17 protein-coding genes are annotated in these 13,286 nt (G+C 62.9%); 1 reads left to right on the top strand and 16 read right to left on the bottom strand.

The genetic code is table 11. From position 1 onward, the window contains the following. Nucleotides 1-2: 2 nt before the first annotated feature. The 11 genes from ureG to ELX51_RS11200 all read right to left on the bottom strand — a co-directional run bounded on the left by ureG (nt 3) and on the right by ELX51_RS11200 (nt 6,873). Nucleotides 3-638 carry an urease accessory protein UreG gene (ureG, locus tag ELX51_RS11250; protein ID WP_127753604.1) on the bottom strand — a complete coding sequence of 212 codons (636 nt, stop codon included), beginning with the start codon at nt 636-638 and terminating at the stop codon, nt 3-5. After that, the gene (locus ELX51_RS11245; RefSeq protein WP_127753603.1) at nt 635-1,066 is read right to left on the bottom strand and encodes a DUF3995 domain-containing protein; all 432 of its coding nucleotides are present in this window, start codon (nt 1,064-1,066) and stop codon (nt 635-637) included. The genes ureG and ELX51_RS11245 overlap by 4 nt, the downstream gene beginning before the upstream one ends. Further along, a complete protein-coding gene (locus ELX51_RS11240) occupies nt 1,063-1,722 on the bottom strand; it encodes an urease accessory UreF family protein (protein ID WP_127753602.1) in 660 nt (219 codons plus the stop codon). The genes ELX51_RS11245 and ELX51_RS11240 overlap by 4 nt, the downstream gene beginning before the upstream one ends. Further along, nucleotides 1,719-2,183 (bottom strand): urease accessory protein UreE, encoded by a 465-nt coding sequence (locus ELX51_RS11235; RefSeq protein ID WP_127753601.1) that lies wholly within the window; start codon nt 2,181-2,183, stop codon nt 1,719-1,721. Before ELX51_RS11235 ends, ELX51_RS11240 begins: the two co-directional genes overlap by 4 nt. Nucleotides 2,184-2,211: 28 nt before the next feature. Then, entirely contained in the window at nt 2,212-2,598 is a 387-nt protein-coding gene (locus ELX51_RS11230; protein WP_127753600.1) for an MliC family protein, read from the bottom strand. A 66-nt stretch (nt 2,599-2,664) separates the two neighbouring features. Then, on the bottom strand, nt 2,665-3,123 hold the full coding sequence (locus ELX51_RS11225; protein WP_127753599.1) for a DUF4126 family protein: 459 nt from the start codon (nt 3,121-3,123) through the stop codon (nt 2,665-2,667). A gap of 85 nt (nt 3,124-3,208) precedes the next feature. After that, complete coding sequence (gene ureC / locus ELX51_RS11220) at nt 3,209-4,918, bottom strand: urease subunit alpha (protein WP_127753598.1); 1,710 nt, start codon at nt 4,916-4,918, stop codon at nt 3,209-3,211. A 43-nt stretch (nt 4,919-4,961) separates the two neighbouring features. Continuing rightward, the gene (locus tag ELX51_RS11215) at nt 4,962-5,372 is read right to left on the bottom strand and encodes a hypothetical protein (RefSeq protein WP_127753597.1); all 411 of its coding nucleotides are present in this window, start codon (nt 5,370-5,372) and stop codon (nt 4,962-4,964) included. After that, nucleotides 5,369-5,674: an urease subunit beta gene (locus tag ELX51_RS11210; RefSeq protein WP_127753596.1), complete on the bottom strand. Its 306-nt coding sequence runs from the start codon at nt 5,672-5,674 to the stop codon at nt 5,369-5,371. Before ELX51_RS11210 ends, ELX51_RS11215 begins: the two co-directional genes overlap by 4 nt. Before the next feature lie 42 nt (nt 5,675-5,716). Next, nucleotides 5,717-6,019 carry an urease subunit gamma gene (locus tag ELX51_RS11205; RefSeq protein ID WP_127753595.1) on the bottom strand — a complete coding sequence of 101 codons (303 nt, stop codon included), beginning with the start codon at nt 6,017-6,019 and terminating at the stop codon, nt 5,717-5,719. An 8-nt stretch (nt 6,020-6,027) separates the two neighbouring features. Next, the gene (locus tag ELX51_RS11200) at nt 6,028-6,873 is read right to left on the bottom strand and encodes an urease accessory protein UreD (protein WP_127753594.1); all 846 of its coding nucleotides are present in this window, start codon (nt 6,871-6,873) and stop codon (nt 6,028-6,030) included. Nucleotides 6,874-6,970: 97 nt separating this feature from the next. On the opposite strand from ELX51_RS11200, the gene ELX51_RS11195 reads away from it, so the two are divergent. Further along, entirely contained in the window at nt 6,971-7,324 is a 354-nt protein-coding gene (locus ELX51_RS11195; protein WP_127753593.1) for a hypothetical protein, read from the top strand. A 48-nt stretch (nt 7,325-7,372) separates the two neighbouring features. Here the strand turns inward: ELX51_RS11195 and urtE are convergent, their stop codons facing one another. The 5 genes from urtE to urtA form a co-directional block, all read right to left on the bottom strand. Next, nucleotides 7,373-8,074, bottom strand: a complete 702-nt coding sequence (urtE, locus tag ELX51_RS11190) for an urea ABC transporter ATP-binding subunit UrtE (RefSeq protein ID WP_127753592.1) — start codon at nt 8,072-8,074, stop codon at nt 7,373-7,375. A gap of 2 nt (nt 8,075-8,076) precedes the next feature. Continuing rightward, nucleotides 8,077-8,826: an urea ABC transporter ATP-binding protein UrtD gene (urtD, locus tag ELX51_RS11185; protein WP_127753591.1), complete on the bottom strand. Its 750-nt coding sequence runs from the start codon at nt 8,824-8,826 to the stop codon at nt 8,077-8,079. A 3-nt stretch (nt 8,827-8,829) separates the two neighbouring features. Then, on the bottom strand, nt 8,830-10,005 hold the full coding sequence (urtC, locus tag ELX51_RS11180) for an urea ABC transporter permease subunit UrtC (RefSeq protein WP_127753590.1): 1,176 nt from the start codon (nt 10,003-10,005) through the stop codon (nt 8,830-8,832). A 196-nt stretch (nt 10,006-10,201) separates the two neighbouring features. Further along, nucleotides 10,202-11,914, bottom strand: coding sequence for an urea ABC transporter permease subunit UrtB (gene urtB, locus ELX51_RS11175; RefSeq protein WP_248305098.1), 1,713 nt, complete (start codon nt 11,912-11,914; stop codon nt 10,202-10,204). 65 nt (nt 11,915-11,979) lie between these two features. Further along, nucleotides 11,980-13,284, bottom strand: a complete 1,305-nt coding sequence (gene urtA, locus ELX51_RS11170) for an urea ABC transporter substrate-binding protein (RefSeq protein WP_127753589.1) — start codon at nt 13,282-13,284, stop codon at nt 11,980-11,982. Between the last annotated feature and the right edge of the window lie 2 nt (nt 13,285-13,286).

Genomic DNA, 13,286 nt, shown 5'->3' with positions numbered 1-13,286 from the left:
TGCTATTCCGCGGCCGCGGTCACCTCGGCCAGCCCGCCGGCCTTTTCGATGAAGGCGATGATCTGATCGAGGCTTTCGCGGCGCAGCAGGTCGGTGAACACATAGGGGCGGCCCTCGCGCACCTTTTGCGTATCGCTTTCCATCACTTCAAGGCTGGCGCGCACATGTGGCGCAAGATCGGTATGGGTGATCACCAGCAGGTCCGAGCGCGAGATCGCCGGGCCGCCCTTGCGCGGGATCTTTTCGCCCTGGGCCACCGAAATCACATAGATGGTGAGGTCAGCCAGGTCGGGCGAGAAGGTTGCGGCCAGATTATCGCCGCCGCTTTCGATCAGGATGATGTCGAGATCGGGGAACTTGCGGTTGAGCGCGTCGATGGCCGCAAGGTTCAGCGAGGCATCCTCGCGGATCGCCGTATGCGGGCAGCCACCGGTTTCAACGCCAACGATGCGATCTTCCGAAATCGCCTGCACCCGCGCGAGGATCAGGGCATCCTCCTGAGTGTAGATGTCGTTGGTCACCACGGCCATGGAATAGCGCTCGCGCATGGATTTGAGCAGCATTTCACATAGCGTGGTCTTGCCCGAACCGACGGGACCGCCAATGCCGATGCGGAGGGGACCGTTGAGCGACTTCATAGGAGCCTCAAGAGAACAAGTGCCAGAAAGCCCAGCCCGATAAACAGGCAAAGCGGTGAATAAACCCGCCGGTCGTTGAACCGGAAGCTTGGTTCAGGGGTCCGTTCCGCCCAGCGGGCGGTATAGCCCAGGCCTCCTCGCGCCAAAAATGGGATCGCACACAGCGCGCCGACCAGTGTCAGGGTGGCGCCGCCGCTGTCATGGTCCGCGAGTGCCAGGGCGACGATGCCGGCGGCCAGCGTGCCGATTGCTACGGCCAGCGAAACCAGCCGAGGCGGCATCCGCGTGACGCCCGGGGTGCCCACAACGGTTTGGGCGAGCAATTGCTCGTTGCGGATCGGCCAGGTCGTGCCCACCGACCAGAGTAGGTGGGCAAACGAAACCGCCAGCAAGGGAATGAACATGAAGGCGGCAATGAACATGCTCATGAGCGGAAGATTCTCGTATGGAGGGTCTCGTGGGCCATTTGCGCGATATCGGCGGCATAGGCAATGCCCCCGATCTCGTTGAGGCCAGCGCTCCCGCACAACGTCGCCACTTGCGCGACCGCCGGCTCCAGCGCAGCCATGATCCGCAAGCCATCGGTTTGACCGATGGGCACGAGCCGCACAGCCACCGAGACCTGCGCATGCACGGCCGCAGTGATGAAGGCCAGGAGTGTGGCGCCGGGCTCAAGCCCGTGCTTGCCGGCAATGGCGCCTACGGCGATGGGGTAGGGGCAGGGCTGGGGCAGCACCAGGGTCCCCGTCCGGGACCAGGCCTGCGCTGCCGCAGCAAAGGCATCGCCGGTAGTGACGGTTTCCGTGTGTCGTTCTCGCGCCGGCGTCAGTGCGAGGCACAAGTCGGCAAGCTCACTTAATGCTGCCGCGTCATCGGCCACGCGATGGGCGGCGGCCAGGAGGATGGCGTCGGTGCGCAGCCCACCATGATGCAGGCTGCCCTCGATCCAGTCCTGCGTCGTGGCGCGGTCATGCACCACACGGGTCTGGATGGCGGTTTCGAGCCCCGCCGACCACGCGAAAGCCCCGACGGGAAAGGCGGGTGACAGCCAGGTCAGCAGCTTTTGCAGGTCGCCGCCGCTCATCGGTTAAGCAAGGCGTGCCCGGCATCGCCATGGCTGTGATAGGCGCCGTGCTCGGCGAAAAACGGTTCGGAGATATTGGTGATGCGCGCACCGAGCCCTTCCAACATGGTTTTGAGCACGTGATCGCGCTTGATCAGGATGCGATCCGCCTCCAGCTGCGCTGAAGTGTGGCGATTGCCGATATGCCAGGCGAGCCGCACCAGATGGGCGCGATCGTCGGCCCGAATCTCATAGAGCAATTCGTCCGCAGCAATGATCCCTGCAAGGCGCCCGTCCTCGAGTAGCAAGGCCCCGTCATGCTCAAGGGTCAGGGTTTGGGGAAAATCCACCAGCACTTCGGTGCCGCCGCGCAGGGTCAGGAGCTTGCGGCGTAGGCGCCGCTCGTCATGGGCAAGACTGATGACGTCAAAGGCATCCCCACGGCCATGGCCGGGGGGCAGGTGGGTGGAGGCACGCAGCATGGGTTCACTCTGTTGCCTGAACGAGGGCTCAGGGGGTGTTGTTGACTTCACTACAGGTATTGATCGGGTCGGCATCCTCGCCTTCGGTGATGTCGATCAGCGTCGCGTCGACACCCTTGGTGGACCAGATGAATTGCCCCGCGGCATAGCGCACACCCGAAGCGGAGAGCACCGCGGCAAACACCAGCGGTTCGGTTTGGTCGGGCACGGGCAGGATGGCGAGGAAGTTGGGGGCGGCATTGATGTATTGCACGCTGATGGGATCACCCACTTCGCAATCATAGACGGTCACTCGGCGCTCCAGATCGCCACCTTCGTTGCCCAGCGTTATGGAAACGCTGGTCTGCGCTGCCATGGCTGGCACCGCCGTGCCGGTGAGCACCGCAAGCGCGGCCAGAACTCGTTTCGTGATCATCGTGGCTCTCCCTATCGACCTCAGCCCAAAGACTTGCACCAACAAGCGGCGGAAGTTGGATGGCGCTCAGACCAGCGCCACTATAGCGAAAGCCAGAACAATCGCGATAACGTCTTCCACCAGCCCCGCGGGTCGATCGCTGCCGAACGCGGCGGCCATGCGGGCGCGCAATTCAGCACCGCCTAGGGTGCCCAGAACCGCCCCTATGGCGCCGGCGATCAATCCGCCGATCAGGCCGTCGCCCGAAATGCCAAGCACGGCTCCAGAAAAGGCGCCGGTCACGATGCGGGCGCCAAATTGCATCGGCACCTTGCGGCTGGGTGTTTGCGGCAGTTGGTCGGTCACCAGCTCCAACACCGCAAGAATGGTGAAGATCCAGGGTGTGATCGCCGACCCCATGAACGACGCCCAGCTGTTGCTGAGGTCGATCCAGCCCAGAGCCGCCGCCCAACTGACGGCCGCCAGCGGGGTCACGGCGCGCAAGCCGGCAACAACGCCAATAAGAAGTGCGAGAAGGTAGATCATCAACGCCTCCAGCAACGATCCGCGGCAGACTGCCGCCCTGCAAGATTAGGGCAGCCGGGAAGGCTTGTATCTAGGCCGATCCCAGTCAAAACAGGAAATAGCGTTGCGCCATCGGCAGCACGGTTGCCGGTTCGCAGGTCAGCAACTCTCCATCGGCTCGCACTTCATAGGTTTCGGGATCAACATCGATAACCGGGGTTGCCGTGTTGTGGATCATCGCTGCTTTGCCAATACCACCACGGGTATTGGTGACGGGCAACAATTGCTTGTCGACGCCCAGCTTGCCGCGCAAGCCGTCTTCATAGGCCGCTTGCGAAATGAAGGTGACCGATGAGTTGGTCACGAGCTTGCCAAAGGCGGCGAACATCGGCCGGTAATGCATGGGCTGGGGCGTCGGGATGGAGGCATTGGGGTCACCCATGGGGGCAGCGGCAATCGAGCCGCCAAGCAGCACCATTTCGGGTTTGACGCCGAAAAAAGCCGGGCTCCACAGCACGAGGTCCGCCCGTTTGCCCACTTCAATCGAGCCGATATGCTGGCTCATGCCATGGGCGATCGCGGGGTTGATGGTGTATTTGGCGATGTAGCGCTTGACGCGGAAATTGTCATTGCTGCCCGTTTCTTGCGGCAATTGTCCGCGCTGCCGCTTCATCTTGTCGGCGGTCTGCCAGGTTCGGATCAGCACCTCGCCGACCCGGCCCATCGCCTGGCTGTCCGACGAGATGATCGAGAGCGCGCCCATGTCGTGCAGGATGTCTTCGGCCGCAATGGTTTCCTTGCGAATGCGCGACTCGGCAAAAGCCACATCCTCGGGAATGTTCTGGTCGAGGTGGTGGCACACCATCAGCATGTCGAGATGCTCGGCGATGGTGTTGACCGTATAGGGCCGGGTCGGATTGGTGGAAGAGGGGATCACATTGGGCAGCCCCGCCACCTTCAGAATGTCGGGTGCGTGCCCGCCACCGGCGCCTTCGGTGTGGAAGGCGTGGATAGTGCGGCCCTTGAAGGCGCCGATCGTGTCTTCCACAAAGCCCGATTCATTGAGCGTATCGGTGTGGATCATCACCTGCACGTCAAACTCGTCAGCGACAGAGAGGCAGTTGTCGATGGCCGAGGGTGTGGTGCCCCAGTCCTCGTGCAGCTTGAGGCATGATGCACCGGCCAGGATCATTTCGACTAAGGGGGCAGGGCGCGAAGCATTGCCCTTGCCCGCTAGCGCCAGGTTCATCGGAAAGGCATCAAAGCTCTCGATCATCCGCCCGATATGCCAGGCGCCGGTGCAGGTGGTCGCCAAAGTGCCGTGCGCCGGGCCCGAGCCGCCCCCCAGCATGGTTGTCACCCCGCTCATCAGCGCTTCCTCGATCTGCTGGGGGCAGATGAAGTGAATATGGGCATCCATGCCGCCCGCCGTCAGGATCTTGCCTTCCCCGGCTATGGCCTCCGTGGAGGGGCCGATGATGATGTTGACGCCCGACTGCGTATCGGGATTGCCCGCCTTGCCGATGGCAAAGATCCGGCCGTCCTTCAAGCCGATATCGGCCTTGTAGATCCCTGTTACGTCGACAACCAAGGCATTCGTGATCACCGTATCCACGGCGCCTTCTGCCCGGGTCCGCTGGGACTGGCCCATGCCGTCGCGGATCACCTTGCCGCCGCCGAACTTGACCTCTTCGCCATAGGTGGTGAAGTCCTTTTCCACCTCGATAAAGAGTTCCGTATCGGCCAGGCGCACCCGGTCGCCGGTGGTCGGGCCATACATGTCGGCATAGGTGGCGCGGGAAATGCGGGCGGGCATTGAAACGGCTCCGGTGGTGGGCGGCTGAGGGTTGGTCCGGCGATCAGTTCGACTTGGCGGGGCGCTGCTGGCGGTAAAAGGCGATGGCGCGTTCGATCAGCGTGTCGATCAGTTGCTCGCCTTGAGCCACGACGGGATCATCGGCATGGCTGCGCGCCAGGATCGACATGGAAAGGGCCTGGATGGCATAGGCCTGGTTGATCCGCCCGGCGCGCTGATGGGTGTCCATCTGGGTGCCGAATTCCCCAAGCACCGCGCGCACAAAGGTCATGTTCATGGCGGATTTGGCATCGGGCCAGGTTGCAACCCTGAGCTGGTCGGCGATGCCCTGCGCCAGATGGCCCAGCGTCAGCATGGCAGGCGCGCTGCGGATGCCATCCCCGTTGAGGTCTGCCATCACTGCTGCCAGGCGCCGCTTGAACTCTTCGCGCTGTCCCACTTCGGTCTCGCTCATAGTGCCCCGCCGATCTGCCCGCGAAACCCATAGACTTGCCGGTCGCCGCCAAGCGGGATCAGCCTGATCTCTCGGGTTTGCCCGGGCTCGAAGCGCACGGCAGTTCCCGCTGCGATATCGAGCCGCATGCCGCGGGCTTGCTCGCGCTCAAAGCGCAGCCCCGCATTGGCTTCATAGAAGTGATAGTGCGAGCCGACTTGCACCGGGCGATCGCCGGTATTGGCCACTTCGAGCACGGTCACAGCAGCGCCGGCGTTTAGTTCAACATCGCCGGGAACGGTGATGACTTCACCTGGAATCATGGACGGGACCTGTTGGTTCTTGGGCTGCCGAGCAGACTCGGCTCAGCGGATCGGTTGGTGGACGGTAACCAGCTTGGTGCCGTCGGGAAAGGTTGCTTCCACCTGGATGTCATGGATCATCTCGGCAATCCCTTCCATGACCTGGTCGCGGTTGACCACATGGGCCCCGGCTTCCATCAGTTCGGCCACCGGCCGCCCGTCGCGCGCGCCTTCCACGACGAAGTCGGTGATCAGCGCGATGGCTTCGGGATGGTTGAGCTTGACGCCGCGCTCCAGCCGCCGACGGGCGACGGTTGCGGCCATGGAGATCAGCAACTTGTCTTTTTCACGCGGGGTCAGGTTCATCTGTTGTCCTATAGGTGCCACAGGCGCGGCACGCTGCCGGTGCCGGAAAGCTGGGCCAGAAGTGGAACAATTTGGCGTCGCAGCGCAAGCCCGCCTGGAGCGAGCGCGCGGATCACCAGCCGCTCGCCCACGACGCTCGCCGCAATGGTGCCGCCGAGATCGGCCAAGGACGGGCGGATGCGGGCAAGCTGGGCTTCGGCGGCATCGGCGCTGGTTGCAACATGGAGAATGGTGGCAAAGGCGCGATTGCCCGCGAGCAGCGACAAGCCCTCACGTGGCAAGGCTTCGGCGGTCAGCCGGTTGGCTTCGGCATGGATGAGCCGACCCTCGCGCCGCACGCGCCACTGATCGTTGAGGGTGGCATGGGCCGCGGTTTCCCCCATGGCATCGCGCCCAAGCAGCACCGCTTCCACCGCCGTCAGCGTGGCGCCGGGCGCGAGGTCGATATCGATGCGGCGCTGCAGGACGCTGTGCTCGAACAGAATGGTTTCCTGGGGCATCCAGTCGAGATGCGCACCCGCGCCCACTTCGAGCCGGGTTTGCACCTGCGCCGCGCCGCCGATGGAGCGATAGATACGCTCGCAGGCCTGGGTGGTTAGCAGCAGCTTGCCCTCGGGGGCCACCTGCGCCGTCCACGCCATCTGGTCGCCCCCGGTGAGGCCCCCCGCGGTGTTGATCAACACCGCTTCCAGATGCGGCCCATGGGTATTCGGCAGGCGGATCTTGGCGCAGCCTTCCTGACACAGCGTGTCGATCCGCGTCGCCCCGGCACGCTCCTTGGTGCGGAGTTCACCGGCCCCGCGGGCGCGCTGCAAAACGGGGAATGAGTGCTCTATGGTAAGTGAATGCTTCATTGCGACAGTTGAATGGGGCGAGCAACGATTTGCGCGAACCGGCGTTCTTTCTGCGAGCACATGCTCTTACAGCACAAAAAATAAAGAGGAACCTTGCATGCGTACAAAGTCTCTGCTTTCAGCCGTTGCACTTGTCTCCGCCATGACGTTTTCTGGCTCCGCCTTTGCACAGACCATGTTCAACGGTGTTGAGCTGACCGGATCCGAGCTTGATGCTGTCCAGCAGCGCTGCACGCAGCTGGCAACCGCTGCCACCACCGAGTCGCTGACCGAAGATAGTGCTTCCGACGACGGCGACGGTGCTACGGAATCCACTCCTGGTGCCGGTGCGGATTCTACCCCCCAGGTCGAGAATCCTCCGGCCGCCAATGAAGTCGAAAATGCCGGCATCAATATCGACCTCGATACGATCACGCTGGAACAGTGCGAAGCTGCCGGTCTCGGCGAGTAAGCACTCCAAGCTTCTGCTTTAACGCCCGGCCTTGCCGGGCGTTTTTGTTTAAACCATGAGGTGCCTGCGCACCTCCGGCCGATCCAGATCGCTGGCAGGCCCCGCATGCTGGATCTCTCCTCGATCCATGACATAGATATCATCGGCGATCTCCCGGCAGAAATCCAAGAACTGCTCCACCAGCAGGATGGTCATGCCCTTTTCGTCACGCAGGAACTGCAGGGCGCGGCCGATATCCTTGATGATCGAAGGCTGAATGCCTTCCGTTGGTTCATCGAGCACCAGCACTTTGGGCCGGGTTACCAGCGCCCGCCCGATGGCCAGTTGCTGCTGCTGGCCACCTGACAAATCCCCGCCCCGCCGGTTGAGCATGGATTTGAGTACCGGGAACAGCTCGAAGATGTAATCGGGAATGGTGCGCTCCGCGCGGGGAACGCTCGCGAACCCAGTTTCAAGGTTTTCCCGCACGGTGAGCAGGGGAAAGATCTCCCGTCCTTGCGGCACATAGCCGAGCCCCAGCCGCGCGCGCTTATAGGGCGGGGATTTGCGCAGCAGTTCGTCCCCGAGGGTGATGGAGCCTGCGGTAATATTGTTGATCCCCGAGATGGCCCGCAGGGTCGAGGATTTACCGACCCCATTGCGCCCGAGCACGGCGGTGATGCGGCCGGGCTGGCAGGTGATGGACACGCCGCGCAGCGCCTGGGCGGCGCCGTAATGCAGGTCGATGGCGTCGATGGAGAGGGCGGTCATGCTCAGCGTCCCAGATAGCGTTCGATGACGAGGGGATTGGCGCTGACCTGTTCGAGGCTGCCTTCGGCCAGCACCGCGCCTTCGGCGAGGCACGTCACGCGTGAGCCCAGATCGCGCACAAAGCTCATATCGTGTTCCACCACTACGACCGAGCGGGTCGTGGCGATCTCGCGCAGGAGCTTGGCGGTTTCGGCCGTTTCGCTGTCGGTCATCCCGGCAACAGGCTCATCCACCAGCAGCAGCTTGGGGTCCTGTGCCAGCAGCATGCCGATTTCGAGCCACTGCTTTTGCCCATGGCTGAGATTGGCGGCCAGATCATTCTTGCGATGACCGAGCCGCACCGTCTCAAGGATGTCCTCGATCCGGGCGATGTCCCCGGCGTCGGCGGTATAAAACAGCGTCGCAAAGATGCCGCGCGGCTTGCGCAGCGCCATTTCCAGATTGTCCCAGACGGTCTGGCTTTCGAAGACGGTGGGCTTCTGGAACTTGCGGCCAATGCCCAGATTGGCGATCGCTGCTTCATCGAGGCGCGTCAGGTCGGTGCGCCCATCAAACAGCACTTCGCCATCATCAGGCCGAGTCTTGCCCGTGATGATATCCATCATCGTGGTCTTGCCCGCGCCATTGGGGCCGATAATGGCCAGCATCTCGGCGGGATAAACGATCAGCGACAGATTGTTGATCGCCTTGAAGCCATCAAAGGCGACCGAAACGCCGTCGAGATACAGCATGGTGCCGGTTTTATCGGTCATGGCTTACTCCGCCGCCTTGGGTTGAGGATCAAGGCCGGCTTCCAACTGGGTCGGGCTGGGCGTCTGCGCCTGGTGCTGCTCGCGCTTCGTGGTGAGGCTGCGATATTGCCCGAGCAGGCCTACGATACCCTTGGGCAGGAAGAGCGTGACGCCAACAAACAGTGCGCCCAGCGCAAACAGCCACAACTCGGGCAGGGCCCCGGTGAAATAGGACTTGCCCATATTGACGAGGATTGCCCCGATGATCGGCCCGACAATGGTGCCGCGCCCGCCAACAGCGGTCCAGATCACCACCTCGATGGAATTGGCAGGATCGAACTCGCCGGGATTGATGATCCCGACCTGGGGCACATAAAGCGCGCCGGCAATGCCCGCCATCACCGCGGAAACCACAAAGGCAAAGAGTTTCACATACTCAACCCTGTAGCCGAGGAAGCGCGTGCGGCTTTCTGCGTCGCGCACTGCCACCATGACCTTGCCGAGCTTGGAGCGCACGATGGTGGAGCAGACCAGCACCGATAGGGCCAGCGCCAGGGCCGTGGCGGCGAACAGGGAGGCCCGTGTCGTGGGCGCGGCGATCGGCTGGCCCAGGATGTCCTTGAAATCGGTCAGCCCGTTATTGCCGCCAAAGCCCATGTCATTGCGGAAAAAGGCCAGCAGCAGCGCATAGGTCATGGCCTGGGTGATAATGGAGAGATAAACGCCCGTGACCCGGCTGCGGAAGGCCAGAAAGCCGAAGACGAAGGCGAGGATGCCGGGCACCAGCATCACCATCAGCATGGCGAAGGCGAAATTATCGAAGCCCTGCCAATACCAGGGCAGTTCCTTCCAGTTGAGGAACACCATGAAGTCAGGCAGCTGCGCATTGGCATAAACGCCGCGATTGCCGATCTGGCGCATCAGATACATGCCCATGGCATAGCCACCCAGCGCGAAAAAGGCGCCGTGCCCGAGCGAAAGAATGCCGCAATAGCCCCAGACCAGATCAAGGGCGAGCGCCAGCATGGCGTAGCTCAGATATTTGCCGAAGAGGGTCACGGCATAGTTGGGCACGTGGCCGAACTGGCCCGGCGGGATCAGCAGGTTGGCGGCCGGCACCAGCACGGCCAGCGTCACCAAGATGCCAATCAACCAGATCGCCTTGCGATCCAGCGCGCGAAACAAGGCCTGGGTCAGCATGGGGCGGCACTCCGGAAGTGGTTGATCTGGCGCCGCCTACGAGGCTTTAGCACTCCTCCCCCTTGAGGGGAGGGGCAGGGGGTTCGGGCCATTCCGTTGGCTCGATGATGGTGGTCGCGCCTGAACCCCCACCCTCGATCCCTCCCCTCAAGGGGGAGGGAGGCGCATGCTCGAAGTTCCACAAGCAACCGCATAATCACGCCTCTACCGACCTTCCCTTGAGCGCGAACAGCCCACGCGGGCGGCGCTGGATGAAGAGGATGATCAGCACTAGGATCAGGATTTTGCCCAACACGGCCCCGGCATAGGGTTCGAGGAATTTGTTGGCGATCCCGAGCGTCATGGCGCCGACGAGCGTGCCCCATAGATTGCCGACGCCGCCGAACACCACGACCATGAAGCTGTCGATGATGTAGCCTTGCCCCAGATTGGGCGAGACATTGTCGATCTGGCTGAGCGCCACCCCCGCGAGCCCGGCAATGCCCGAGCCGAGGCCAAAGGTCATGGCATCGACAAAGGGGGTGCGGATGCCCATGGCCGAAGCCATGCGCCGGTTCTGGGTTACTGCGCGCATCTGCAGGCCCAGCGCCGTGCGATTGAGCACCACCAGAAGGGCGACGAACACGACAATGGCAAAGACGACGATCCAGACTCGGGTCCAGGTCAGCGACAGCCCGTAGAAATCCACCGAGCCCGACATCCAGCTCGGATTGCCGACCTGCCGGTTGGTGGGGCCAAAGATCGAGCGGACGGTTTGCTGCAGGATCAGCGACAGGCCCCAGGTCGCGAGCAGCGTTTCGAGAGCGCGGCCATAAAGCCAGCGGATCACGCCTCGCTCGATGGCAATGCCGATAAGGGCGGTCAGGAGAAAGGCAAGGGGCAGGGCGATGGTCAGGGAATAGTCGAACAGATGCGGCGCGTTCTGGCGGATCACCTCCTGCACCGCAAAGGTGGTGTAGGCGCCCAGCATCACCATCTCGCCATGGGCCATGTTGATGACGCCCATGACGCCAAAGGTGATGGCGAGCCCGATCGCGGCGAGCAGCAGCACCGAGCCCAGCGACACGCCGAACCAGACATTTTGCAGCGCCGCCCAGGCGGCCCGGTCGCGCTGGAGCCCATCAAGGCTCGATTGGATGGCGGGCTTGAGGTCGTCTGGGGCACTGGCCAATGCCGATGTGAGGATGGTGATCGCATCGCGGCTGCCGGAAGCCGCGACGGTGGCTGCGGCCTGCTGCTGGTCCTCAAAGCTCACATCGTCGGATTTGAGCAGGATCACCGCGCGGGCCAGCTCCATCGTGGTGCGGATCTTGGGATCGGCTTCGCTGGCGAGCGCGGTGTCGAGCAGGTCCAGATTGGCTGGATCGGCATCGCGTAAAATGGATTGGGCAGCTGACAAGCGCGTGCCCGGGTTGTCGCTCAGCAGCGTCATCTGCCCGATAGCCGTACGGATGGTGCGCCGAAGCGAATTGTTGACGCGCACCTTTTCGGTGTCGCTGCGCGCAACCTCGCCGAGCGCGGCACCGCTCACCGGATCGGTCAGGGCATAATTGCTGCCGTTGCGCTCGACAAAGGCCACCTTGCCGGTGGCTTCCACCGCGTAAAGATCGCCTTCCCCCAGGACTTGCAGCACCGGCACGGCGCGCGGGTCGCCGGTGGCCACCAGCGCGGCGATAGCCGCTTGCCGGTCACCATAGTCACCGGGATAAAGGGCATCCACCAGCGCGGAGAGTTGCTCGTCGGGTGCCTGGGCGAAGCCGGGTGAGGAGAAGGAGACGAGGAGCGCCAAAAGCAGAGTCAAACGAGCGGCCAAGGAGCGCCAGTTCCACTGACGGTTTAACCGCAAGCCGAGGCTGGCCGTCTTGCTGCCAGACCGCTCGCCGATTAGGCTGCCCTCGATCATGCTCATATGCTTTGCTCCGCCTAGACAGGAGCGAAGGCGGCAGACCGCCTTCGCCAGCTCAGGTTGGGGTGTTACTGGGCGGCGACAGCCGCGCCGCAACTCTTGGTCTGGGTGTTGTAGTTGCCGCAGTTGATGGGCGCGGTCCAATCGGCTTCCAGCACCGCCGACTCGGGCAGGAAGTCCGACCAGGCATCGCCCGGGACCAGGTCTTCGGTTTCCCACACGACGTCGAACTGGCCGTCGTCCTGGATTTCGCCGATCAGCACCGGCTTGGTGATGTGGTGGTTGGGAAGCATCTTGGCGACGCCGCCGGTGAGGTTGGGCGTTTCGAGCCCGACAATGGCTTCGATCACCGCATCAGCCTCGGTGCTCTCGGCCGCTTCGACCGCCTTCACCCAAAGATTGAAGCCGATATAGTGCGCTTCCATCGGGTCATTGGTGACGCGATCCTCGCTGCCGATGAACTCGTGCCAGGCGGTGATGAACTCCTCGTTCTCGGGCGTATCGACCGACATGAAGTAGTTCCAGGCCGCCAGGTGCCCGACCAGCGGCGTGGTGTCGAAGCCCGAAAGCTCTTCCTCGCCCACTGAGAAGGCCACGACCGGGATGTCTTCAGCCGCGACGCCCTGGTTGCCCAGTTCGCGATAGAAGGGGACATTGGCGTCGCCATTGATGGTCGAGACCACAGCGGTCTTCTTGCCCTCCGAGCCGAAGGCGACGATGTCGGAGACAATGGTCTGCCAGTCGGAATGACCGAAAGGCGTGTAGTTGATCATGATGTCTTCCTGCGCGACGCCCTTGTCGAGCAGGTATTGTTCAAGGATCTTGTTGGTGGTCTGCGGATAGACATAGTCGGTGCCGGCCAGCACCCAGCGCTCCACGCCTTCGTCGTTCATGAGGTAATCGACAGCCGGGATCGCTTGCTGGTTGGGGGAAGCGCCGGTGTAGAACACGTTGCGCTGGGACTCTTCGCCTTCATACTGCACGGGATAGAAGAGCAGCCCGTTGAGCTCCTCGAACACCGGCAGCACCGACTTGCGGCATACCGAGGTCCAGCAACCGAATACGGCATCCACTTCATTGACGGTCAGCAGTTCGCGGGCCTTTTCGGCAGCCAGCGGCCAGTCCGACGCGATATCGACTACGACCGGCTCGATCTGCTTGCCCAGCAGGCCACCATTGGCGTTCTGCTGCTCGATCAGGAACAGCATGGTGTCCTTGAGCGTGGTTTCGGAGATCGCCATCGTGCCCGAGAGCGAATGGAGGATACCGACCTTGATGGTGTCGTCTTGAGCGAAAGCGGGGACCAACGCCGCGCCCAGTGTAATGCTCGCGCCCAGGCCCAGTCCCGCGATCAGGCGGTTTACTTTTGTCATGC

Source organism: Devosia sp. 1566, assembly GCF_004005995.1.
In the GTDB taxonomy this organism is placed as follows: domain Bacteria; phylum Pseudomonadota; class Alphaproteobacteria; order Rhizobiales; family Devosiaceae; genus Devosia.
The sequence above is the reverse complement of the archived record's forward strand: the minus strand, read 5'-3'. Positions and strand labels throughout refer to the sequence as shown.

Coding starts and splice junctions, on each gene's coding strand:
- ELX51_RS11245 (WP_127753603.1), bottom strand. CDS start 1,066: ATGAGCATGTTCATTGCCGCCTTCATGTTCATTCCCTTGCTGGCGGTT.
- ELX51_RS11225 (WP_127753599.1), bottom strand. CDS start 3,123: ATGATCTACCTTCTCGCACTTCTTATTGGCGTTGTTGCCGGCTTGCGC.
- ureG (WP_127753604.1), bottom strand. CDS start 638: ATGAAGTCGCTCAACGGTCCCCTCCGCATCGGCATTGGCGGTCCCGTC.
- ureC (WP_127753598.1), bottom strand. CDS start 4,918: ATGCCCGCCCGCATTTCCCGCGCCACCTATGCCGACATGTATGGCCCG.
- ELX51_RS11215 (WP_127753597.1), bottom strand. CDS start 5,372: ATGAGCGAGACCGAAGTGGGACAGCGCGAAGAGTTCAAGCGGCGCCTG.
- ELX51_RS11240 (WP_127753602.1), bottom strand. CDS start 1,722: ATGAGCGGCGGCGACCTGCAAAAGCTGCTGACCTGGCTGTCACCCGCC.
- urtE (WP_127753592.1), bottom strand. CDS start 8,074: ATGACCGCCCTCTCCATCGACGCCATCGACCTGCATTACGGCGCCGCC.
- urtC (WP_127753590.1), bottom strand. CDS start 10,005: ATGCTGACCCAGGCCTTGTTTCGCGCGCTGGATCGCAAGGCGATCTGG.
- ELX51_RS11210 (WP_127753596.1), bottom strand. CDS start 5,674: ATGATTCCAGGTGAAGTCATCACCGTTCCCGGCGATGTTGAACTAAAC.
- ELX51_RS11205 (WP_127753595.1), bottom strand. CDS start 6,019: ATGAACCTGACCCCGCGTGAAAAAGACAAGTTGCTGATCTCCATGGCC.
- ELX51_RS11195 (WP_127753593.1), top strand. CDS start 6,971: ATGCGTACAAAGTCTCTGCTTTCAGCCGTTGCACTTGTCTCCGCCATG.
- ELX51_RS11230 (WP_127753600.1), bottom strand. CDS start 2,598: ATGATCACGAAACGAGTTCTGGCCGCGCTTGCGGTGCTCACCGGCACG.
- ELX51_RS11200 (WP_127753594.1), bottom strand. CDS start 6,873: ATGAAGCATTCACTTACCATAGAGCACTCATTCCCCGTTTTGCAGCGC.
- ELX51_RS11235 (WP_127753601.1), bottom strand. CDS start 2,183: ATGCTGCGTGCCTCCACCCACCTGCCCCCCGGCCATGGCCGTGGGGAT.
- urtA (WP_127753589.1), bottom strand. CDS start 13,284: ATGACAAAAGTAAACCGCCTGATCGCGGGACTGGGCCTGGGCGCGAGC.
- urtD (WP_127753591.1), bottom strand. CDS start 8,826: ATGACCGATAAAACCGGCACCATGCTGTATCTCGACGGCGTTTCGGTC.
- urtB (WP_248305098.1), bottom strand. CDS start 11,914: ATGAGCATGATCGAGGGCAGCCTAATCGGCGAGCGGTCTGGCAGCAAG.